This window comes from Alkalicoccobacillus porphyridii, from assembly GCF_007293315.1.
GTDB classification, from domain to species: Bacteria; Bacillota; Bacilli; order Bacillales; family Bacillaceae_D; genus Alkalicoccobacillus; species Alkalicoccobacillus porphyridii.
The window spans coordinates 37,431-60,582 of record NZ_VLXZ01000006.1; the positions used below are offsets into that span (position 1 = coordinate 37,431).

At 41.1% G+C, this 23,152-nt stretch carries 22 protein-coding genes and 1 other annotated feature; all 22 genes read left to right on the forward strand.

Going from position 1 to position 23,152, the window contains the following annotated elements; translation table 11 throughout:
• The first annotated feature begins 188 nt into the window (after positions 1–188).
• The 22 genes from spoVE (at position 189) to FN960_RS11095 (ending at position 23,141) form a co-directional block, all read left to right on the forward strand.
• Positions 189–1,289: a stage V sporulation protein E gene (gene spoVE / locus FN960_RS10990; RefSeq protein WP_143848773.1), complete on the forward strand. Its 1,101-nt coding sequence runs from the start codon at positions 189–191 to the stop codon at positions 1,287–1,289.
• 293 nt (positions 1,290–1,582) lie between these two features.
• A complete protein-coding gene (gene murB, locus FN960_RS10995) occupies positions 1,583–2,506 on the forward strand; it encodes a UDP-N-acetylmuramate dehydrogenase (protein ID WP_143848774.1) in 924 nt (307 codons plus the stop codon).
• Positions 2,507–2,551: 45 nt separating this feature from the next.
• On the forward strand, positions 2,552–3,343 hold the full coding sequence (locus tag FN960_RS11000) for a cell division protein FtsQ/DivIB (protein ID WP_143848775.1): 792 nt from the start codon (positions 2,552–2,554) through the stop codon (positions 3,341–3,343).
• Between the two features lie 591 nt (positions 3,344–3,934).
• Positions 3,935–5,224 carry a cell division protein FtsA gene (ftsA, locus tag FN960_RS11005; protein WP_143848776.1) on the forward strand — a complete coding sequence of 430 codons (1,290 nt, stop codon included), beginning with the start codon at positions 3,935–3,937 and terminating at the stop codon, positions 5,222–5,224.
• A gap of 39 nt (positions 5,225–5,263) precedes the next feature.
• Positions 5,264–6,406 (forward strand): cell division protein FtsZ, encoded by a 1,143-nt coding sequence (gene ftsZ / locus FN960_RS11010; protein ID WP_143848777.1) that lies wholly within the window; start codon positions 5,264–5,266, stop codon positions 6,404–6,406.
• A gap of 778 nt (positions 6,407–7,184) precedes the next feature.
• Entirely contained in the window at positions 7,185–8,117 is a 933-nt protein-coding gene (gene spoIIGA, locus FN960_RS11015) for a sigma-E processing peptidase SpoIIGA (protein WP_143848778.1), read from the forward strand.
• A gap of 29 nt (positions 8,118–8,146) precedes the next feature.
• Positions 8,147–8,860, forward strand: coding sequence for an RNA polymerase sporulation sigma factor SigE (sigE, locus tag FN960_RS11020; protein WP_143848779.1), 714 nt, complete (start codon positions 8,147–8,149; stop codon positions 8,858–8,860).
• A gap of 150 nt (positions 8,861–9,010) precedes the next feature.
• Complete coding sequence (gene sigG, locus FN960_RS11025; protein ID WP_143848780.1) at positions 9,011–9,796, forward strand: RNA polymerase sporulation sigma factor SigG; 786 nt, start codon at positions 9,011–9,013, stop codon at positions 9,794–9,796.
• A gap of 545 nt (positions 9,797–10,341) precedes the next feature.
• A complete protein-coding gene (locus tag FN960_RS11030; protein WP_143848781.1) occupies positions 10,342–10,647 on the forward strand; it encodes a YlmC/YmxH family sporulation protein in 306 nt (101 codons plus the stop codon).
• Between the two features lie 85 nt (positions 10,648–10,732).
• Entirely contained in the window at positions 10,733–11,566 is an 834-nt protein-coding gene (pgeF, locus tag FN960_RS11035) for a peptidoglycan editing factor PgeF (RefSeq protein WP_143848782.1), read from the forward strand.
• Positions 11,567–11,570: 4 nt separating this feature from the next.
• Positions 11,571–12,257, forward strand: a complete 687-nt coding sequence (locus FN960_RS11040) for a YggS family pyridoxal phosphate-dependent enzyme (protein WP_143848783.1) — start codon at positions 11,571–11,573, stop codon at positions 12,255–12,257.
• Between the two features lie 24 nt (positions 12,258–12,281).
• Positions 12,282–12,746 (forward strand): cell division protein SepF, encoded by a 465-nt coding sequence (locus FN960_RS11045; RefSeq protein WP_143848784.1) that lies wholly within the window; start codon positions 12,282–12,284, stop codon positions 12,744–12,746.
• Between the two features lie 23 nt (positions 12,747–12,769).
• Positions 12,770–13,036 (forward strand): YggT family protein, encoded by a 267-nt coding sequence (locus tag FN960_RS11050; RefSeq protein WP_143848785.1) that lies wholly within the window; start codon positions 12,770–12,772, stop codon positions 13,034–13,036.
• Positions 13,033–13,806 (forward strand): YlmH family RNA-binding protein, encoded by a 774-nt coding sequence (locus FN960_RS11055; RefSeq protein ID WP_143848786.1) that lies wholly within the window; start codon positions 13,033–13,035, stop codon positions 13,804–13,806. Before FN960_RS11050 ends, FN960_RS11055 begins: the two co-directional genes overlap by 4 nt.
• Before the next feature lie 112 nt (positions 13,807–13,918).
• The gene (locus FN960_RS11060) at positions 13,919–14,422 is read left to right on the forward strand and encodes a DivIVA domain-containing protein (protein WP_143848787.1); all 504 of its coding nucleotides are present in this window, start codon (positions 13,919–13,921) and stop codon (positions 14,420–14,422) included.
• 66 nt (positions 14,423–14,488) lie between these two features.
• Positions 14,489–14,713 (forward strand) — a binding site (T-box leader).
• Between the two features lie 49 nt (positions 14,714–14,762).
• The gene (ileS, locus tag FN960_RS11065; protein ID WP_143848788.1) at positions 14,763–17,528 is read left to right on the forward strand and encodes an isoleucine--tRNA ligase; all 2,766 of its coding nucleotides are present in this window, start codon (positions 14,763–14,765) and stop codon (positions 17,526–17,528) included.
• 207 nt (positions 17,529–17,735) lie between these two features.
• Entirely contained in the window at positions 17,736–18,395 is a 660-nt protein-coding gene (locus tag FN960_RS11070; protein ID WP_143848789.1) for a TraR/DksA C4-type zinc finger protein, read from the forward strand.
• A 91-nt stretch (positions 18,396–18,486) separates the two neighbouring features.
• A complete protein-coding gene (gene lspA, locus FN960_RS11075) occupies positions 18,487–18,954 on the forward strand; it encodes a signal peptidase II (RefSeq protein WP_143848790.1) in 468 nt (155 codons plus the stop codon).
• Positions 18,954–19,868, forward strand: a complete 915-nt coding sequence (locus FN960_RS11080; RefSeq protein ID WP_143848791.1) for an RluA family pseudouridine synthase — start codon at positions 18,954–18,956, stop codon at positions 19,866–19,868. The genes lspA and FN960_RS11080 overlap by 1 nt, the downstream gene beginning before the upstream one ends.
• Positions 19,869–20,050: 182 nt before the next feature.
• The gene (gene pyrR / locus FN960_RS11085; RefSeq protein ID WP_143848792.1) at positions 20,051–20,605 is read left to right on the forward strand and encodes a bifunctional pyr operon transcriptional regulator/uracil phosphoribosyltransferase PyrR; all 555 of its coding nucleotides are present in this window, start codon (positions 20,051–20,053) and stop codon (positions 20,603–20,605) included.
• Positions 20,606–20,750: 145 nt separating this feature from the next.
• The gene (locus FN960_RS11090; protein WP_143848793.1) at positions 20,751–22,079 is read left to right on the forward strand and encodes a solute carrier family 23 protein; all 1,329 of its coding nucleotides are present in this window, start codon (positions 20,751–20,753) and stop codon (positions 22,077–22,079) included.
• 153 nt (positions 22,080–22,232) lie between these two features.
• Positions 22,233–23,141, forward strand: a complete 909-nt coding sequence (locus FN960_RS11095; protein ID WP_143848794.1) for an aspartate carbamoyltransferase catalytic subunit — start codon at positions 22,233–22,235, stop codon at positions 23,139–23,141.
• Positions 23,142–23,152: the final 11 nt, after the last annotated feature.

The following is a 23,152-nucleotide window of genomic DNA, read 5'->3' on the forward strand; positions in this document are numbered from 1 at the left end:
TCAAATACGTCGCGAGTTACTTCTTCAACTACTTGAATAATCAGAGCGATGTTGGAATAAGCTGGCACGCTCACATCAACTCGCGATATTCGTTCCTTTGATTTTAGAGCGGAACCTGTGAAACGAGGTGGACATGTTTTCATAAGAACAAGCATATGGTGAAGAGAGACTTGATTTGAGGTGGCCATATGCAAAATTCAAAATCAGCACCCGATTATATTCTTCTTATTGTCACACTAACTCTCTTAAGTATAGGTGTGATTATGGTCTACAGTGCAAGTGCGGTTTGGGCAGAATATAAATTTAACGATGCGGCCTTCTTTTTGAAAAGACAACTGTTCTTTGCAGGTGTTGGAGTAGCCATGATGTTTTTTATTATGAGGGTAGAGTATTGGACTTGGCGTACGTATGCCAAGCTCATTCTTCTTGTTTGTTTTGCTTTACTCATTCTAGTGCTAATCCCCGGTGTAGGTCTTGTCCGTGGTGGAGCAAGAAGCTGGCTAGGTATAGGTGCATTCTCCATTCAACCATCCGAATTTATGAAGATGGGCATGGCTGTGTTTTTAGCAAAATATCTCTCTGAACATCAAAAACAAATTGTTACTTTTAAGAAAGGTCTGCTTCCTACTTTATCTTTAGTTATGGTTGCGTTTGGGATTATCATGCTGCAGCCGGATTTAGGCACAGGAGCTGTTATGGTTGGTACCTGTGTTGTAATGATTTTTACGGCAGGAGCAAAAATTAGCCATTTTATTTGGCTTGGTGTTGTTGGTATTTTAGGTTTTGTAGGATTAATTGCATCAGCTCCGTATAGAATTCAACGAATAACATCTTTCCTGGACCCTTGGAGCGACCCGCTTGGCAGTGGCTTTCAAATTATCCAATCACTATACGCTATTGGACCAGGTGGTTTGATGGGAATGGGCTTTGGAGAAAGCCGGCAGAAATATTTTTATCTACCTGAGCCACAGACTGATTTCATCTTTGCGATATTAAGTGAAGAGCTGGGTTTTTTGGGAGGGTGCCTGGTTCTTGCGTTATTTGGTCTTTTACTTTGGAGGGGAGTGCGTGCTGCTCTCGCCGCTCCTGATTTATTTGGAAGCCTACTAGCAGCAGGTATTGTATCCATGATTGCCATCCAAGTAATGATAAATATTGGCGTAGTCTCAGGACTGATGCCGGTAACAGGGATTACGCTCCCTTTATTAAGCTATGGGGGGTCATCACTCACATTAATGCTTGTGTTAATTGGTATTTTATTGAATATTAGCAGGCACTCAAGATGGTAAGTGTAAGGCAGTCCGATCGACTGCTTTTTTTTATTTCAATAAAGGTGAGTGAATTCTGCAAAAAAGCTCAATATATCACAAGAAATCACACAGGTTTCTTGTGCCAAGAAGGTTGACTTCATGCTAAAATAAAGCGTAGAAGTTCTTTATTCAAAGCTTGAATGACCTAATCATTATACGTTACATAACCGATAAAAAAGAAGCTGAATTTTTTAGAGGATATGATCGCTCGCACATAATCTATGCTGCACTTAGGTATGTAATCAGTGAACGAGGAAAAAGTGAGGGAGATTATGCAAAACTTACTTAAACAGCTTAAAGCCGAAAATGTCGGCATCGTTAAAATAAATGAACAACTCTCAAAGCATACAACATGGAAAATAGGTGGACCTGCAGAGTTATTTGTTGAACCGTCAAGCAAAGATGGGCTTATAAAAACACTAAAACTCATTCGAGCTGCTAAAGTGCCATGGAGAACGATTGGTAGAGGCTCAAATATTTTAATTTCTGATATGGGGTTAGAAGGGGTAACGATTAAGCTAGGTAAAGGTATGGACGATCTTGAGGTGCAAGGGGAGCAAGTTACAGTTGGAGCCGGTTACCCATTGGTGAAGCTGGCCACGATCATTAGCAGACAAGGGCTATCTGGTTTAGAATTTGCTGGTGGTATACCTGGATCTGTTGGTGGTGCTGTTTTTATGAATGCTGGCGCACATAGCTCTGATATATCTGCCATTTTTGAAAAGGCTCTTGTTTTGTTTGAGGATGGACGTTTAGAATGGCTGTATGCAGGAGATATGGAATTCGCTTACAGGACGACTAAGCTTCAACAGGAGCCGGCGATCTGTATAGAAGCCGTTTTTAATTTGCGAAGTGGAGACAGAACAGAAATTGTTTCCAAAATGCAAGAAAACAAAGATTACAGAAAAAAATCACAACCCTATTCATTCCCAACCTGTGGAAGTGTCTTCCGCAACCCTTTACCTCACTACGCAGGTCATTTGATTGAGGAAGCAGGGTTAAAGGGTTATCAAATTGGCGGAGCTCAAATTTCCGAGCTTCATGCGAATTTTATTGTGAATATAGGCTCAGCAACTGCAAAGGACGTGTTGGATCTTATTGAGCATGTGAAACATACTATTTTTGAAACAAAGCAAATCAGGTTGGAAACCGAGGTTGAGCTGTTTGGTGATCGAAATGAACAGGTAAACACATAAAAAAATATAAAATATAAAAATGTAAGTGAATCGAGGGGATTTGGCATGAGTGATAAGAAGGTAATAACGATTAATGACCGCATCCCTTCGTTAAAGGAACAACGAAAGCAGCGGGCAAATCGAAGGCTTTTGTTCTTTTTAGGCTTCTTTTTTATTCTGCTGCTATTAATGATTTATTTTCAATCTCCACTAAGTAATATTACTAGCATAGAAGTGACAGGTAATGTTGTCGCTGATGAAAATGAAATTATTGAAGCGAGTGGCTTAAATGAAGGGGATAGCATTTGGAATTTGCATACAGATTCAGCTATAAGTCATATGGATGAACTTAAGGAAGTAGCTTCATCTGATATACATAGAAAATTACCTAATACTGTTGAGATTACGATTACTGAGTATCCTCGAGTTGGGTATGTTAAGCAGGAGGATGGCTACTACCCCATGCTTGAAAGTGGTGCGCTTCTTGATGTACTTCCTAATGAGTCTGTTCCAGCAGATGCCCCGGTTATTGTAGCAGGTGCCGAGCAAACCAAGCTGGAACGATTAGCACAAGAGCTAGGAAAAACATCAGATCAAATCAAAGAGAGAATATCAGAAATTTTGTTTGTCCCTACAGAAGAAGACCCACTCGCCTTACGCTTATATATGAATGATGGGTTAACTGTACAGACGTCAATTAATAACTTTTCAGAATGGATGACTCCCTATCCTTCCATAGCAAAAGAGGTCGATCCATCAAAGAATGGAATTCTTCATATGAAAATGAGTCCTTATTTTGAAGATTTGGATTATCAGGAGGAAGAAGAGGAAGAATCAGAGACAGAGACAGACTCTTAATCTATGACGAATGTTTCACAAATAAAAAAAGATTCGATTGATATATAGGGACAAGCTCCTTATCTCTATTAAGCGCGCATCATGAGAGTATAGGCATTTTGAAGGAATTTAAATGAGAGACTTTTGCCTTGAGGAAACGCTGTTTTTTGATGGTTTAAATGTCGGAAAAGGCTTCATAGCAACTTTAGCTATTCATTGCTAAAGTGGTGTAATCCGCCGGAAATCGAGAAAAATGTTAAGATTTCTTTGAAATGCTATGAGGTTTAGCTTTTCTAGCAAGGAAACTTGGTGTAGACTTAAATTAAATTGTAAAATATAAAACTAAGTAGCTAGGTTCTTCAAAAGACCTTAAAACGTATTGGTATTTTTATTAAAAATATAAAAGTTTGAGCTACATAGACAGCATTGGTTCTGTTATCAAAAAAATGACTCTGTTAAACAGGAAATAACCGCTAATACGTTGAATGTAATACATATGTTCACAAAAAGGTTTGCTATAACTGTTTAGAGCTTTTATGTTGATGAACTGACAGGGCCTTATCATGTCTAATTAAAACCGCTTGAGATTAATTGATAAGGAGGTGCCGCAGATTGAACACCACTGAAACGTACGTCAGTTTAGACATCGGTACATCTAATGTTCGAGTCATTATTGGAGAAGTAACAAATAAAGCGATTAATGTTCTTGGTGTAGGTACCGCGGAATCTGAAGGAATAAAAAAAGGTGCCATCGTAGATATCGATGAAACGGTGCATTCCATCCAACGAGCAGTAGATCAGGCAGAGAGAATGGTTGGTCTATCTATTAAACAAGTTGTAGTTGGAATAAATGGTAACCACGTTCAGCTTCAACCATGCCATGGTGTTGTTGCGGTTTCCAGCCCGGATAGAGAAATAGGCACGGAGGATATTGGAAGAGTGATAGATGCTGCTCAGGTTGTATCTATTCCACCGGAAAGAGAAATAATTGATGTAATTCCTAAACAATTTATCGTGGATGGTCTCGATGAAATTAATGATCCAAGGGGAATGATCGGTGTTCGATTAGAAATGGAAGGAACCATTATTACAGGTTCAAAAACCGTTTTACATAATCTGTTACGCTGCGTAGAGAAGGCTGGTCTTGAGATTGCTGATATTTGTCTACAATCATTAGCTTCTGGCTCAATTGCCGTCTCAAAAGACGAGAAGAGTCTCGGCGTGTGTATTATCGATATTGGAGGAGGGTCTTCAACTGTTTCAGTATTTGAACAGGGTGCTCTTCAGGCAGTATCTGTATTACCAGTCGGAGGCGACCATATAACAAATGACATTGCAGTTGGTTTAAGAGTGTCTACTGAGGACGCTGAACAAATTAAGAAAAAGCACGGAACAGCCTTTATAGATGAGGCAAGCGAAGAAGAGCAATTCACCTTTTCTTCCATCGGTTCCAATGAAAAACAAAAAATGTCACAGTTTGAATTAGCTCAAATGATTGAGCCTCGAATGGAAGAAATTTTTGAGCTTTTATTTAAAGAACTTGTACGACTTGGATTCCGTGATTTTCCGGGAGGTTTTGTTTTAACTGGTGGTACAGTGATGTTGCCAGGTGTGTTAGAATTAGCAAAAGACTTGCTTCGAGGTAATGTTCGAATTGCAATTCCTGATTACATTGGTGTAAGGGAGCCTCGTTTTACAACAAGTGTTGGTCTTATTCAGTTTGCAAGCAGAAATGTGAAATTGCAGGGTCGTGAAATTGCGGCATCCGTTACTGAACAAGAAGAGGTGCCAAGGCAGAGCCGAGCTCAAACGTCTAATGAACCAGTGACTGAAGATCAAGTGGAAAAAGGGTCAAACAAAACATCTAAAATGAAAAACTTGTTTAAATCGTTTTTTGAATAATAAAATGAGCAGGCAGACAGGCGATTAGGGGGATCTAACATGTTGGAATTTGAAACAGATATGGAACAGCTTGCACAGATTAAAGTAATTGGTGTAGGCGGAGGCGGAAGTAATGCCGTTAACCGAATGATTGAAAATGGATTACAGGGTGTAGAGTTTATTGCCGTGAATACAGATGCGCAGGCACTACACTTATCTAAAGCAGAGTCCAAGTATCAACTTGGTGGTAAGCTGACTCGTGGATTAGGAGCCGGCGCAAACCCAGAGATTGGGAAAAAAGCTGCTGAAGAAAGTCGCGAGCAAATTGAAGAGGTCTTGCAAGGCGCGGACATGGTCTTTATTACAGCTGGAATGGGCGGAGGTACTGGTACTGGTGCTGCTCCGGTTATCGCTGAAGTAGCAAAGGAAATTGGCGCCCTTACAGTTGGCGTCGTAACTCGTCCGTTTACATTTGAAGGCCGCAAACGTCAAAATCAGGCTGCAAACGGAATTGCTGCATTAAAAGAAAAAGTAGATACATTGATTGTCATTCCAAATGATCGTCTTCTTGAAATGGTAGACAAAAATACACCAATGCTTGAGGCATTCCGTGAAGCGGATAACGTGCTTCGTCAAGGTGTACAAGGTATCTCAGATTTAATTGCTACACCAGGTCTTATTAACTTAGACTTTGCTGATGTTAAAACAATTATGAGCGACAAAGGGTCTGCTCTAATGGGTATCGGAATTGCTACTGGTGAAAACCGTGCGACAGAAGCTGCTAAAAAAGCCATTTCATCTCCATTACTTGAAACGTCTGTAGATGGAGCCCAGGGTGTTCTCATGAACATTACAGGCGGTAACAATCTTAGCTTGTACGAGGTTCATGAAGCAGCTGAAATCGTTTCTGCAGCATCAGATGCAGAAGTTAACATGATTTTTGGTTCTGTAATCAATGAGAATCTCAAAGATGAAATTGTGATTACGATTATTGCTACTGGATTTGAAGATAATGAGGATGCTCCTAAATCCAATGCTTCTCGTCCACACAAAAGCGTGACGCAAAAAGAAGAAGCACCACAGCAAAAGGAACCAAGGTTTCAACGCAGAGAACAGCAGGAACAACCACCTGCTACCGAACAGACGGATACACTAGATATCCCAACGTTCCTGCGTAACCGTAGAAATCGTTCGAATCAATAATTACGGAAACGTAGAAGCTGTGTGCACAGAATTAGTATAACTAATATAAAGGCTGAATAATGTTGGAGTCTCTCCATTCATTGTTCAGTCTTTTTTTATTGTATAAAAATGAAAGAGGGTGGCTGCTGCTCCGGAAATACACTTCGCTTTTAAAAGTGCATGGAGGAAATGGAGGTTATCTGAGTATGGGTTCTTCGGCTCTCGCTCCTGAAAATGGTGGCACGCTTATCGCGGGAAGGTAATGAGCTAACCCGGCTCCGCCATCTTAACTCATTGAACCTTTTTATCGAGGTCACTGAAAAACGATCTTTATAAGACTGCTAACGTTCTTCAATTGATATAGTCAGAACGTTAGCGGAGGGTTCTCCTGTAGCGGCGCCATTCAGCTCATTCTTACATGATTTTTTCAGTGGCCTCCTTTTTATCCAAGCAGGTGTCGGCCCACCATTTTCGTTCGCTTGGTGGGTGGCAAGTATCAAGGATATGAGAGATGAAACACAGAGAGTCTATATAACTTTCCTACATAAGAAGTTGTTTATATTTATATTCTTAGTGAAGGATGTAGCAAGTGAATGTAATAGTGGACTTCTAAAGGCAAGCCTATCTATTGGATACATACCTCGTAGTCTTTCATTCAGATCATATTTCCCTCTTCATTTCCCTCCTGACATAATCCTTGAAAAGTTCCTAAAATAACAGGCGATTGACCGTCATGAATTGACAGACTTTCTTGTAGGCAAAAGATATACTGGAAGTCATTCAGAAGGAGTTTGATCTTGTGACCCTTTATTTAGATATCATATGGCTGCTGAATTTTCTCATTGATTATCTATTGCTATTTTTGACGGCACTGGTATTAAAGCGTCAGCATAGTAAGCTGCGTGTAGCATTAGGGGCTTTATTTGCTTCCTTCATTGTCTTTTTGATGTTTACCCCAATGGCTTCTTGGTTCTATCATCCAGTAACAAAGCTTTTTTATTCGGCAGTGATTGTCTGGATTGCCTTTGGTTTTAAACGTTGGACGTATTTTGCACAGGGATTAGCCATGTTTTATTTTGTAACCTTCATGACAGGAGGTATGTTGTTTGCGATTCATTTTTATACGCAAACAGAGCTTGATTTTCTAACAAGCGGTTTGCGATCGGATACGTCCATTGGTAGCCCCATAAGCTGGTTGCTCGTTATCGTTGGTTTTCCACTTGCTTGGTATTTCTCTAAGCATCGGCTGGACGCAATTGAAGCCACTTCCTTTAACTTACAGCAGCTAGCTGAACTGGAGGTAGAGATTGAGGACCAGTGCTTTCAGATGAGAGGGCTGGTGGATAGTGGGAATCAGCTTCACGATCCAATCACTAAAACACCCGTCATGATTGTAGAATCTAGAGTTTTAGAAGCCGCTTTTGGACAAGACGTCATTCACTCTTTGCTCGAAATGACCACGGTGAATAAACCAAGTCATGACAATTCAACCCATTATCAGAAATTGGCCGATAGACTTCGTGTAATTCCGTTCCGATCGGTAGGACAATCACAGCCATTTTTAGTAGCCATCAAACCAGACCGTGTCAGTATACAATTCCATAATCAACGCTTTCAAACTTCTAAGGTGTTAATTGGCATACAGCCCATTGAATTATCACCAGAAGGACTGTATCAAGCAATCATTCATCCTAAGCAAGTGATGGGAATGCCTGATGAAAGACTGGCATAATGCTCTTATTTTATAACTGGGAGGATATTATGATTAAACTAAAGCTAACTTTATTCTGGTATCGTGTACTGCATCGCTTGGGTATGAAGGCGGATGAAATTTATTACATAGGCGGGAGTGAAGCCTTGCCGCCACCTCTATCAAAAGAGGAAGAAGCAGAACTACTTATGAAGCTGCCAAGTGGGGATCAGGCTGTACGTTCTGTATTAATTGAAAGAAATCTAAGATTGGTTGTATATATTGCACGTAAGTTTGAAAATACAGGAATAAACATTGAGGACCTAATCAGCATCGGTACCATCGGGTTAATTAAAGCAGTAAATACGTTTAACCCAGAGAAGAAGATTAAACTGGCAACCTACGCATCACGTTGTATTGAAAATGAAATTCTCATGTATCTACGCAGAAATAATAAAACACGTTCGGAGGTCTCATTTGACGAACCTCTTAACATTGATTGGGATGGGAATGAATTGCTTCTTTCAGATGTGCTTGGAACAGAAGAGGATATCATTACAAAGGGTATTGAAGAAAAAGTAGATCGTAAGCTTCTAGGGAAAGCATTACACACATTAAGTGCGCGGGAGAAACAAATCATGGAGCTTAGATTCGGCTTAGCGGGGATAGAAGAGAAAACTCAAAAAGAAGTAGCTGACATGCTTGGGATCTCTCAATCCTACATCTCAAGGCTTGAAAAACGAATTATAAAACGACTACAAAAAGAGTTTAATAAGATGGTCTAACCCATAAAAATAGTCCAAAAAAAATGTACTCTACTGAGAGTAGGTGTCAGAGTATTTTAGAACATTCTACCCGTTTTGCCTGTGCATATTTTTTCCTGCCAAGGAGATACTTTATTTGACATCATCTCCAAAGCACAGGAGGAAAAGAATTTGACACGACATAAAGTTGAAATATGCGGTGTAGATACATCTACTTTGCCAGTACTAAAAAACACTGAAATGCGTGAACTATTTAAGCAATTACAAGATGGTTATCTCCCAGCTCGAGAAGAGCTTGTAAATGGGAATCTTAGATTGGTGCTTAGTGTCATTCAACGATTTAATAATCGTGGTGAATATGTAGATGATTTGTTTCAGGTTGGTTGTATTGGTCTAATGAAATCCATCGATAACTTTGATTTAAGTCAAAATGTAAAGTTCTCCACCTATGCTGTTCCAATGATTATTGGAGAAATTAGACGTTATCTAAGAGATAACAATCCAATCAGGGTATCGCGTTCGTTACGGGACATTGCTTATAAGGCATTGCAGGTACGTGACCACCTTATGGCAGAAAAGAAGCGGGAAAACGAACCGACCGTTCAAGAAATCGCCAAAGTGCTGGAAGTCCCAAAGGAAGACGTCGTATTCGCCTTAGATGCCATCCAAGATCCCGTTTCTCTATTTGAGCCTATCTATAACGATGGTGGGGACCCGATTTTTGTTATGGACCAAATAAGTGATGAACGAAACAAAGATGTAAAATGGGTAGAGGATATCGCGCTTAAAGAAGCAATGATTCGTTTGAATGATCGAGAGAAGCTCATTTTAAATATGCGTTTCTTTCAAGGCAAAACACAAATGGAAGTAGCAGATGAAATAGGCATTTCCCAGGCTCAGGTTTCCAGGCTTGAGAAAGCAGCAATAAACCAAATGAATAAATACGTGCAAAGCTAATAATGAACGTGGTTGGGACTGGAGTATTATAACTAATAGAAAAGCTGAACAGTCATTGTTCAGCTTTTTTTACTGTGTAAAAATGTAAAAAGATATTTTTCAGTACTGGAGGAATTGGAGGGAATCTACATATAGCGGCTTCGCTGTCGCTCCCGAAAATGGGTGCATGCTTACCGCGGGTATGTATTGAACTACCCCCGACTACGTCGATTTATCTTATTGAACCTTTTCATCCCGCAGGTGTCGGTCTTTAAATATGTACAGTAGTGACTCAACCTTGCTTCCTCTTAAGGACATGGATTAAAGGTGATAAGGAATCGCAGCGAGACCCTGAAAGCCAGCTGATTTCGGGAACGATGGTCGAAGCCTCAATCATAAGTTCGTATTTCTACATTCCAGATAGAAGCTGTGTACTACTATTCATAATAGCCACCGATTTACATTTCTTTAATTAATGGAGATTTTACAATGCCTTTTAAAATGCTCAACTTCTTTTTTTCATGAACTTACTCAGCCTGTCATATACTTGAGCAGGGGTGATTGTGATGATGAAAATATCTGACCTTCAGGCAAAGGATATCGTAAATTTAGAAACGGGAAAACGATTAGGACACTTAACCGATTTGGACCTGAATTTAAGCAACGGTCAAATTGAATCCATCATTATAAGTAGTGGCGGTAAAATGATGAGTTTATTTGGCAAAGAGGAAGAGTTTATCATTCCATGGAGTAATATTATTAAAATTGGATCAGATGTGATTTTAGTTAAATCAGCTTTGCCTTTTCAAGGGAATTCAAATACTACAGGATTCGCAGAGAAACCACCAGTACGAACGACTAAGTGGGAATAAAGTCGTTTATTGACAAGAGTACATGTGGTACACTATACGCATATAGGCTATTTACTACCTAGATTTTTTGAGAGGGTGTTCGTACATGAATTCAGATCAACACCTGCACCCTATATCACCTTCATTTCTTGAAGCTACCGTTCTAAAAGAAAAACAGTTAGGATTAGTGGCTGGATTTACTACCCGTCACGGTGGATTCAGTGAAGCACCTTATCATTCCATGAATATGGGGCTACATGTTGGAGACGCGGATGAAACGGTCATACGTAACCGACGCAAATTAGCAGATGAAACGGGTTTTCCTTTATCTAGCTGGGTAGTTGCTGAACAAGTTCACGGCTCTGTTATTAAGAAAGTGTCAGCAGTTGATGTGGGCTCAGGCACCACTCAATTAGATACAGCTATTGCTGGAACAGATGGAATCTACACACGAGATAAAGATATTCTGTTAACTAGTTTATATGCAGACTGTGTTCCACTCTTTTTTGTCGCACCTTCTCACCAGACGATTGGGCTCGCTCATGCAGGCTGGAAAGGTACGGTAGGTTTGATTGGGCCCAAGATGATTCAAACGTGGCAGAATCAAGAACAGATTTCATCAAATGACATCTTTGTTTTGATTGGACCGTCAATTAGTGGAGATGAGTACGAAGTAAATGATGTTGTCATTGAGTCGGTTAACTCCTGTATCACAGATAGCATGGAGAAGCCATATACGAGTAAAGCAAATGGTCGATTTAACCTTGATTTAAAGCAATTAAATAAGAGTTTGCTTATAGAAGCTGGTGTTCCTAAGGAGAACATATATACGTCTTCCATTTGTACCTTGTTAGATAAGCGTATGTTTTCACATAGGGGAGACGGTGGAAAAACAGGTAGAATGATGAGTATTCTTGGACAACGTTCATTTGAGGTGTAGTGCTGTGTCAGTAAAGGATCAATATCAAGTTATACAATCAAAGATAAAAGAAGCCTGTACACGTTCGAAGCGCAATCCAGATGAGGTTCATGTGGTTGCCGTGACAAAATATGTAAGTACAGAACGCACAATAGAAGCATTAGCTGCAGGAGTTGGCCACATCGGTGAAAACCGAGTAGAAGCAGGTCTAGAAAAAAAACGAGCGGTTGGGAATCAAGGCTTGTGGCATTTTATTGGATCACTTCAATCGAGGAAAGTAAAATTGGTAGCAGGAGAATTTGATTACTTTCATTCTCTTGATCGTCTCTCATTAGCGAAGGAGCTTCAAAAACACAGTGTTGATGAGGTTGAAGTGAAATGCTTTGTCCAAGTAAATGTTTCTGGTGAGGAATCTAAATCGGGGTTAGCTCCTAATGAAGTGATTCCATTTATTGAACAATTACAAGCTTATCCGGCAATTCGTGTTGTTGGCTTAATGACTATGGCTCCTTTTACAGACAACCCAGAAGAAACAAGGCCAGTCTTTCGAGGTTTACGAGAGCTTCGTGACCAAGTAGCATCATTAGGTCTTGCTCACGCCCCATGCTTAGAGCTATCGATGGGAATGTCCAATGATTATGTGGTGGCTATAGAAGAAGGCGCTACATACGTCAGAATTGGTACTGCATTAGTTGGAAACGAAACAACCTAATGAGATCAGGTGGGAGGAATAAAAGTGAGTTTTAAAAATAGGTTTAAAGACTACTTTGGGATGGACGAGCACGTAGAAGAAGTAGAACGAGTCGTTGAAGATCCTGTACAGGAAGAAAGTCAACCGATGCGCCGAAGAAGTCAATCTACTGGAGCAACGCAATCAAAGGAACCTCAACAGCAGCAACAAAATGTAGTTAGTCTCCAGAGCGCTCATAAGGGATCCAAAATGGTATTAATGGAACCTCGCACAGATGATGAGGCACAGCAAATTGCTGATCACTTAAAGAATCGTAAAGCGGTCATTATCAATATGCAACGCTTGCCTGATGAACAAGCGAGACATATGGTTCACTTTTTAAGCGGAACCGTTTATGCGATTGGTGGTGAGATTAATAAGCTTGGAGCAAATATCTTCTTATGTTCACCTGATAATGTAGAAATCTCAGGGAATATTACGGAAATGGCATCAAGAGAGTACGATAGGTAGACGAAACGGGGGACGTAGTAGAAATGGAAATACTCGCTGATTTAATTGTTAGCGCAATGCGCGTTTATTCAATGATTATCTTTGTTTATATTTTATTATCATGGTTTCCAAATGCAAGAGAATCATCATTTGGTCAAGCAATCGGACGAGTTGTTGAGCCGTATATTGATATGTTCAGACAATTCATTCCAAATATTGGTATGATTGATTTATCCCCACTTGTGGCTATTATTGTGATGCGAGTGGCAGCGAATGGTGTAGAGCACCTCTTTTACACCTTTTTATTATGAGTATTTACGATCACTTTCGTCCAGAAGAGGGACCCTTTATTGATCAAGTAGTATCCTGGAAGGAAAACGCGGAGCTGCGTTATCAGGACAAAATGACGGACTTCTTAGATCCTAGACAGCAGGACATTGTTCGATCACTCATTGGAGAGAACGACGAAGTACGCGTGAGTTTTTGGGGTGGTGCGGATGGAACAGAGCGAGCAAGAGCCTCCATTCATCCTGCTTACTTCGTGTTAGAGCAAGAAGAATGGCCACTCACGCTACTCGAAGCTATCTACCCGGATAAATTCCTTCAGCTCTCGCATCGAGATATGCTAGGAGCCTTGATTGGTTCGGGACTACGTAGAGAGAAATTTGGCGATATAACGGTTGAAGATGGACGAATTCAATTGATCATTGCTACTGAATCCGCTGATTATGTGAGGATGAATGTACAATCTGTAGGACGTGCAAATATTCAATTTGAAGAGAAGCCACTCACTCAGTTTAAACAAGCAGAGGAGAGCTGGATTGAAGGATCGGGAACGATCAGTTCACTTAGGCTTGATGCGGTTCTCGCTCAAATTTATAACATATCACGCTCTAAAGCCGCCCAAGCTATCGATAAAGGATTGATTAAAGTTAATTGGCGTCAAACTGAGCAATCCTCGTTTGTGATAAGAGAGGGAGACCATCTTTCAGCCCGCGGGTGGGGTCGCAGCAGGCTTCTATCCATTGAAGGCACGACAAAAAAACAAAAAATTCGCATCCGTTGGGCGAAAAAAGGCTGACAGGTCCTCCATACATAAGGTAGAATGGAAGAGGTATACTTTATTTTCGATATAATTAACGATGGTAGGCATGATCTGCCAAACAAAATGCAAATTGACGGAGGTGGCAATAATGCCTTTAACCCCATTGGACATTCATAACAAAGAATTTACTCGTGCCTTTCGCGGGTACGATGAGGACGAAGTAAACGAGTTTCTTGACCAGGTTATTAAAGATTATGAGGCTGTTCTAAGAGAAAAAAAGGAATTATTTGAACAGGTAACGAGCCTTGAAGAGAAGCTGGATCATTTCAACAACATTGAAGAAACGTTGAACAAATCTATTTTGGTTGCGCAGGAAGCGGCAGAAGAACTCCGTCGTAACGCCCAAAAGGAATCTCAGCTGATTGTAAAAGAAGCGGAGAAGAATGCCAACCGCATTGTCAATGATGCTTTAACCAAATCTCGTAAAGTGATGATGGAAATGGAAGAGCTTAAAAAGCAAGCTTCTGTTTACAAAATGCGCTTTAAGATGTTAATTGAAGCACAGCTTGAAATGCTTGCAACAGACGATTGGGACGAATTTGCTGGAGATCAATCTAATGATGAAGTTGTATTTGAAGAGGAGAAAGCCTAATTCTTCGTACATACTTGCGTTTAGTCGATGCTTCGCATATAATATTTCTTACTTAAATTAAATGATGCTAAGACTTTGAATGGGACGGGTACAAGATGTCGTTCATCTAAAGCGAATCGGGGATGGTGGAAGCCCGTGATGAACCTTTTGTATAGATCACCCATTCGTCTTGTACCGAACCCGAATTTTCGGCAGTAGAGTGCAACGTTTCATTCACGTTATGAATGCTAAAGTAAAGACTTATGTCTTTAAATTAGGGTGGTACCACGGGAAAAACCTCTCGTCCCTTTCCGGGATGAGGGGTTTTTTATTGTTTTTTACTTAAGAAGGAGGAAATAGAATGGATTACAAAGACACGCTGCTCATGCCAAAAACGGAATTTCCTATGCGCGGAAACCTACCAAATCGAGAGCCGAAGCAACAGGAAATTTGGGCAGATATGAACATCTACGAAAAAGTACAGAAACGAGCAGAGGGCAAGCCGCTTTTTATCTTGCATGATGGCCCTCCCTATGCAAATGGTGACATCCATATCGGACACGCACTAAATAAAATCATCAAGGACTTTATTGTTCGTTATAAGTCAATGACCGGTTTCCAAGCTCCTTATGTGCCAGGCTGGGATACACACGGTCTGCCCATTGAGACAGCCCTAACAAAAAATAAGAAAATCAAACGTAAGGAAATGACTACAGCTGAATTTCGAGAGCTCTGTGAAAAGTATGCGCGTGAGCAAATTGATAACCAACGTGAGCAATTTATGCGTCTCGGAGTACGTGGTGATTGGTGGAACCCTTACGTCACGCTTGATAAGGAATACGAGGCTGAACAAATTAAAGTATTTGGCGACATGGCCAAAAAAGGCTTGATTTATAAAGGGAAAAAACCAGTTTATTGGTCACCAACCTCAGAATCAGCCCTTGCTGAAGCAGAAATCGAATACCATGATAAGCGCTCAGCCTCCATCTATGTTTCTTTTCAAGTGAAGGATGGAAAAGACGTACTAAATGGTGATGAGAAGTTTGTTATCTGGACAACAACTCCTTGGACTCTACCAGCTAACCTTGGCATTAGTGTTCATCCAAACCTTGAATATAGTGTTGTTAGTACGGGTACGGACAAATTTATTGTTGCGAGTGGCCTATTAGATACATTAGTTCAAGATTTAGGCTGGGATAACCATTCTGTTGTCAAAACAGTTAAAGGCTCTGAGCTTGAGTACGTTACAGCACAGCACCCTTTTTATGATCGTGAGTCTCTAGTTATGTGTGGAGAGCATGTAACGGTTGATGCAGGTACTGGCTGTGTTCACACAGCACCTGGTCATGGAGAAGATGATTTTATCGTCTCGAGAAGATACAATTTGGATGTACTTTGCCCGGTTGATGACAAAGGGGTTATGACAGAGGAAGCACCAGGGTTTGAAGGTCTATTCTATGATGCGGCAAATAAACCGATCACTGAACAGCTTGAAAGCACAGGCGCTCTTCTAAAGCTTGATTTCTTCACACACTCCTATCCACATGATTGGAGAACAAAAAAGCCAGTTATTTTCCGTGCCACCTCTCAGTGGTTTGCTTCCATAGATCGTATTCGTGAAGATCTGCTTCAAGCGATTAAAGACACAACATGGACACCGGCTTGGGGAGAAAATCGCCTGCATAACATGGTCCGTGATCGTGGCGACTGGTGTATTTCTAGACAACGTGTGTGGGGGGTGCCTATTCCTGTTCTCTATGCAGAAAATGGTGAGGTTATCCTAACAGATGAAACGATTGCCCATATTTCTGACCTATTTGCTAAGCACGGCTCAAATATCTGGTTTGAATGGGATGCAAAGGACCTGCTTCCTGAAGGATTTACATCTGAGCATAGCCCTAACGGAGTGTTTACAAAAGAAACAGATATCATGGATGTTTGGTTTGATTCAGGTTCCTCTCATCAAGCGGTATTAGACGCAAGAAGTGAACTTGACCGTCCAGCAGATCTCTACATGGAAGGATCTGACCAGTACCGTGGTTGGTTTAACTCATCCTTAACAACGGCTGTAGCTTTAACGGGTAAAGCCCCTTATAAAGGTGTATTAAGTCATGGGTTCACGATGGATGGCGACGGACGTAAGATGAGTAAGTCCATTGGAAATACCATTGCGCCAATTAAAGTCATGAATCAACTTGGTGCAGATATCCTGCGCCTCTGGGTATCTTCTGTTGATTATCAAGCAGATCATCGCGTATCAGACAAAATTTTGAAACAGGTCTCTGAAGTCTATCGTAAAATCCGTAACACATTCCGCTTCCTTCTAGGGAATTTGCATGACTTTGATCCTGCTGAAAACAGAGTGGCTTATGAGGACATGGGCGAGGTTCATCGCTTTATGCTAGTCAAAGTGAACACACTCATTGATGATGTGAAAAAAGCATATGAACAGTATCAATTTTCCACTGTTTATAACTTGATCCATAACTTCTGTACAGTAGAACTGAGCTCTTTTTATATGGATATCTCCAAAGATACACTTTACATTGAGCATGCAGATCATCCAGAGCGACGAGCGTATCAAACGGTAATGTATGATGTATTAGTTGCTCTTGTGAAGCTGAGCGCTCCAATCCTGTCACACACAGCTGATGAAGTGTGGGAGCACATCCCAGGTGTAACAGAGGAAAGTGTACAGCTAACGGATATGCCAGAAGCCGAGACCTTTGCTCAAAGCGAGCAGCTTGTTGAGAAGTGGACGACATTTATGACCCTGCGCGATGAAGTCCTAAAGGCATTAGAAGAAGCGCGTAACGCAAAAGTGATCGGAAAATCATTGCAATCAGCGCTTACACTTTATGCTAGTGGCGAAACACGACAGCTGCTTGAATCAGCCGGTTCCTTAGAGAAGCTGTTTATTGTATCCAAGGTAACCATTGCCGAAGAAAATGCAGATGTTCCAGCTGAGGCTGCAACATTTGAACACCTATCTGTTCTCGTTGAAAAAGCAGAAGGTGAAGTGTGTGCCCGTTCTTGGGTGGTCTCTCCTGATGTCGGAAAAGACGCAGAATACCCAGACCTCACACCATACAACGCAGAAATCGTTCGCAAATATTACGCAAACTAACTGCACAACTACTGTCCCCATTCTTATTAATGAGTGGGGCTTTTTTTGTGGGCTGCAACAGGTAAGTGTTAGACCTGAATAAACTTAGATATGAGGAAACCGAGATCGAGTGCCAGCCACCCCTCTATATTGTCATTTTTTTCAGTAATAAATGATCAGAATTTAGGTGATGCTAGTAGTAACTATTTTGTTCAAAGGAGCCATGTCATGCGCGATTTTACAGATATAAAAAATCAATTGTTACAGCAACGTGATTTATTAAAAAAACGATTAGATAAGCATCAGAAAATGGAAAAGATGCAGGCAGTATCTGCTTCAACTGGCGAGCTTTCGCAGTATGATAATCATCCCGCTGATTCCGGTTCGGAGCTTTACGAACGAGAGAAGGATATGGCTTTATATGCGCAAGTAAGACATGAGTATGATGAGGTTCAACGTGCGTTAACTAAACTGAATGAGGGAACGTATGGAGTGTGTGAGAAAACAGGGGAAGACATCCCTCTAGAGCGCCTTCAAGCTAATCCAATAGCTAGAACAGCAAGTGCAAGCTCCCAGACACCAAACGCTGAATATCGTCCAGTTGAAGAGGATGTACTCGGTGGCTTTGGAAAATATAATTATGATCAAGATAAGCGCGAAACTGAATTTGATGGCGAGGATGCGTATCAGGCTGTAGCTAGATTTAATGAGCAGGATTTGACGTATGAAGATCAAGTGTCTGAAGATGAGGAGCGGATAGGCTCGGTTGAAGAGTATGAAGAATTTTTGAGTACCGATATGCACGGCTATCAAGGGGAAGAGAGTATCCGCACCCAGCATAATCGCGCCTATAAACATTATACTGATGAGATAGATGAAGAAGAATGACCAAAAAGGCGATGGAGTGAGGACATCGCCTTTTTTTTGTGCTACAATGCTAACGTAGTAAGTTAGTAAGCGGTGGAGTGGAGGAGCACAGGTGCCTTATATTATTGCTATAATTATGATTGCTTTGGATCAACTGACCAAATGGCTGGTCGTTGTAAATATGGAACGCGGGGAAAGTATTCCTTTAATTCCTGATGTAGCTTATATTACGTCGCATCGAAATGCGGGAGCTGCATTTGGGATTCTCCAGGGGCAAATGTGGTTTTTTTACATTATAACCGTGATTGTTGTAACTGGTCTTATTTATTACATTAGAAAAGAAGCAAAAGGACAGCCTTCACTAGGTATTCCACTTGGATTGATTTTAGGTGGGGCGATTGGTAACTTTATTGATCGTGTTTTTCGTGGTGAGGTTGTAGATTTTGCAGATACGTTTATTTTTGGATATGATTTCGCTATCTTTAATGTAGCAGATTCGGCTCTATGTGTAGGTGTTGGTCTTCTTTTGCTGAAATTTATCCGTGATGAAGTTAAAGCTAAAAAGGAGCAACAAGCATAATGAGTACATTTGAATTTACCGTAACAGAAGAGCAACATTTAACACGAATTGATAAAGTTTTATCTGACTTGATGAAGGATGTATCACGTAGCCAGATTCAACTGTGGATAAAAGATGGACATGTATTAGTAAATGACTCAGCTACAAAAAGTAATTACAAAACAGAGACTGGCGATCACATTTACGTTACAGTACCTGAGGCTGTAGAAATTGAAGCGATAGCTGAAGACATTCCGCTTGATATTGTATATGAGGATGAGGATGTTATTGTCGTAAATAAGCCACGTGGTATGGTCGTGCATCCAGCCCCTGGACATCCTAATGGAACATTGGTTAATGCACTGCTTTATCATTGCACGGATCTACCAGGCATTAATGGTGAAATACGCCCTGGGATTGTTCATCGTATTGATAAGGATACATCTGGTTTATTAATGGTGGCTAAAAATGATCAAGCACATGAATCCTTAGTTGATCAATTAAAAGCAAAAACAACAAAACGAGTCTATCAAACCATCGTGCATGGGGTTATTCACCATGAGCACGGTACCGTTGATGCACCGATTGGTCGCGATAGAAGAGATCGTCAAAGCATGGCGGTTACAGATGAAAATGGCAGAGAAGCAGTCACTCATTTCACCGTGCTGGAACGATTTGAACACTATTCGTATATCACATGTCAGCTGGAGACTGGACGTACTCATCAAATACGTGTGCATATGAAATACATCGGTCATCCAGTAGCAGGAGACCCGAAGTATGGTCCCAAAAAGACACTCGACATTAATGGTCAGGCCCTTCATGCTTCGGTGCTAGGTTTTACACACCCACGAACGGGTGAGGAAATGCTATTTGAAGCCCCTATGCCAGAGGATATGGAAAAGTTATTAAAGAAGCTACAAGATAGTCGTTGACTATTGTCGAATTTTTTGAGATGATAAAGTCAATCAAATGATCCTTTAAGATCAGTCCTGTGAGGCTGGAAAGGAAACGGAACGTTAGGTAGGGCATAGTATGTCTGCCTGCGTAGTTTAGACCTCTTTCCAGCACATGGGAAGAGGTCTTTTCTATTCAGCGGAAAAGGAGTTGGAAAGGCATGTCTCAAGTTATCTTGGATCAAGCAGCCATTGGGCGGGCCATTACACGTATTGCTCATGAGATTATTGAACGCAATAAAGGCGTTGAACATTGTGTGCTTGTAGGAATTAAAACACGGGGCATACACCTTGCTGCTAGACTAGCTGAGCGAATTGAGCAAATTGAGGGAGATGACATTCCGGTAGGAGAGGTTGACATTACTCTTTATCGTGATGACCTGAGTCCTCAAAATCAGAAAGATGAGCCTGTGCTGCAGGGGACGGATATACCAGTTGATATTTCAGGATTAAAGGTCATCCTTGTAGATGATGTTCTGTTTACAGGACGGACGGTGCGTGCTGCACTAGATGCGTTAATTGATCTTGGACGTCCGGAGCAAATTCAACTGGCGGTACTAGTCGATCGCGGTCACCGGGAGCTGCCAATACGACCTGATTTTGTCGGCAAAAATGTACCGACTTCAAAAACAGAGTTGATTGCAGCGAAATTAACTGAATCGGATGGCTCAGATGAAGTGATTCTTGAAAAAAGAGCTGAAACCAGCATTCATTAAACAATTATATATACCTCTTTAAACTCAGTCCAGAGAGGCTGGCAAGAGGGTCTTAAGCAACTGGGGACGATATGTCTTCAGTCTGTTTACAAAACCCCTTTGCCTGTTGCAAAGGGGTTTTATCGTAAAGAGAAGAGTAGGAGAGATGGCAGTGGAACATGGAAAAGAAGTAGGCATTCAGGAAATACCAAGAGCGGATAAGTGGTTATTATTTAGTCTTCAGCACTTGTTTGCCATGTTTGGCGCAACGGTTTTAGTCCCGTTTCTAGTTGATCTCAGTCCAGCAACAGCGTTACTAACAAGTGGACTTGGAACACTAGCGTACTTACTCGTTACGAAGGGACAAATTCCAGCATATCTTGGATCATCGTTCGCTTTTATTATCCCGATACAATCTGCACAGATGATTGATGGGACTGAAGGGGCGATGGTTGGAGCCTTTTTAGCAGGGGTTGTGTACGGCATTGTTGCCTTATTCATTAAGGCTGTAGGTGTAAATTGGCTAATGAAGATTCTGCCACCTATCGTTGTAGGACCGGTTATTATGGTCATTGGTTTAAGCTTAGCCGGTAGCGCCGTGAATCAAGCGATGTATCTGCCTGGATCAGAGGACTACAGTGTCAGCTATCTGATGACGGCGCTTGTCACACTTGGGATTACAATTGTTGCAACGATGTTCTTTAGAGGATTCTTTGGACTAGTGCCTATCTTGTTTGGGCTAATTGGCGGTTACACATTTGCTTATTTCCAAGGGCTTGTGGATACATCAGGAATTGCAGCTGCAGGCTGGTTCACGGTACCAGAAATGATTGTTCCGTTTGTAACCTACACACCAAGCTTCTCTTGGAGCATTGCTTTTATCATGGTTCCAGTAGCAGTTGTTACTCTATCTGAGCATATCGGTCAGCAGATGGTTATTAGTAAAGTAGCAGGAAGAAACTTTATTAAAAAGCCAGGACTGCATCGCTCGATTTTAGGGGACGGGGTGGCAACAGTAATAGCTGCGGGACTCGGTGGACCTCCAAACACAACATATGGTGAGAACATTGGGGTCATGACGATTACACGAGTGTTTAGTGTATTTGTTATCGGGGGTGCTGCAGTCTTAGCTATTACATTCTCCTTTATAGGAAAAATATCTGCACTCATTTCATCCATCCCTTCACCTGTAATGGGTGGGGTATCCATCCTACTATTCGGAATTATCGCTTCATCTGGTTTGCGTATGTTAATTGACAACAACATTAATATTGGTGAAAAAAGAAACTTAATTATCTCCTCTGTTATCCTCGTATTAGGGATAGGCGGAGCCTTTGTTCAAGTGAGTGAATCAGTTCAAATTCCAGGCATGGCGGTTGCGGCCATCGTTGGAATCTTTCTACACCTAATTCTTCCTAATAAAGAACATAGCTACGGGGCATCCGACATGTTCACAGATATGACTACAGACGTGTCAGGTCGTTCCTCAAAATAAATAATCAATACGTATCTTTAAGAAAAGTACAGAGAGACTTTCAAGGTATGAACATTGAAATGGACACGTGTCTGTCTATTTCTACCTGCCTGGAAAGTGTCACTTTCCAGGCATTTTTTTTACAAAATCGGGATGAATCAAGGAGGAGTTTACATGTTAATGAATCTTGATATCAAACGAAATCAAGGGCTACAGACCATGTCTGATCTATCCATGCTTGAAATTCAAGAGCTACTGAATGAGGCTCAATCTTTTAGTAACGGAAAGCAGTGGTCGGCGGGCAAGCCGGTTTTTGCAGCAAACCTATTCTTTGAACCAAGCACAAGAACTCGATTTAGCTTTGAAGTAGCTGAAAAGAAATTGGGAATGGAATTGCTACAGTTTGATGGAGAAACCTCCAGTGCAAAAAAAGGAGAAACCCTTTACGATACCGTTAAAACACTTGAAGCGATAGGAGCCGATCTGGTAGTGATTCGCCACCCTGAGGATCAATATTACAAAGAGCTGCTGCCTAAAGTGAACATTCCGATTATTAATGCAGGCGATGGGTGTGGACAGCACCCGACACAATCATTACTTGATCTCTTAACCATTCAACAGGAATTTACCGACTTTAATCAATTACACATTGTTATCTGCGGTGACCTTAGACATAGTCGAGTGGCCAGATCAAATGCTGAGGTGTTAACAAAGCTTGGCGCTAAGGTTTCAATTAGTGGGCCTCGCTCTTGGATGAATGGATTTGAACATATGTATCCTTACGTAACGATGGACGAAGCTGTAAAAATAGCAGATGTGATGATGATGCTGAGAATACAGCATGAACGACATGATGGAGACATTAGCTTCTCAAAGGAAGAGTATCACCAGCAATATGGTTTGACAATCGAACACGAAAAGAAGATGCAACCACACAGTATCATTTTGCACCCAGCTCCTGTTAATCGTGATGTGGAAATTGCTGATGAGTTAGTGGAATGTAGTCGATCGCGAATTTTTAAACAAATGAAAAATGGTGTGTTTGTTAGGATGGCGGTATTAAAGAGAGCACTGAATCATTAATAAGGGGGAAA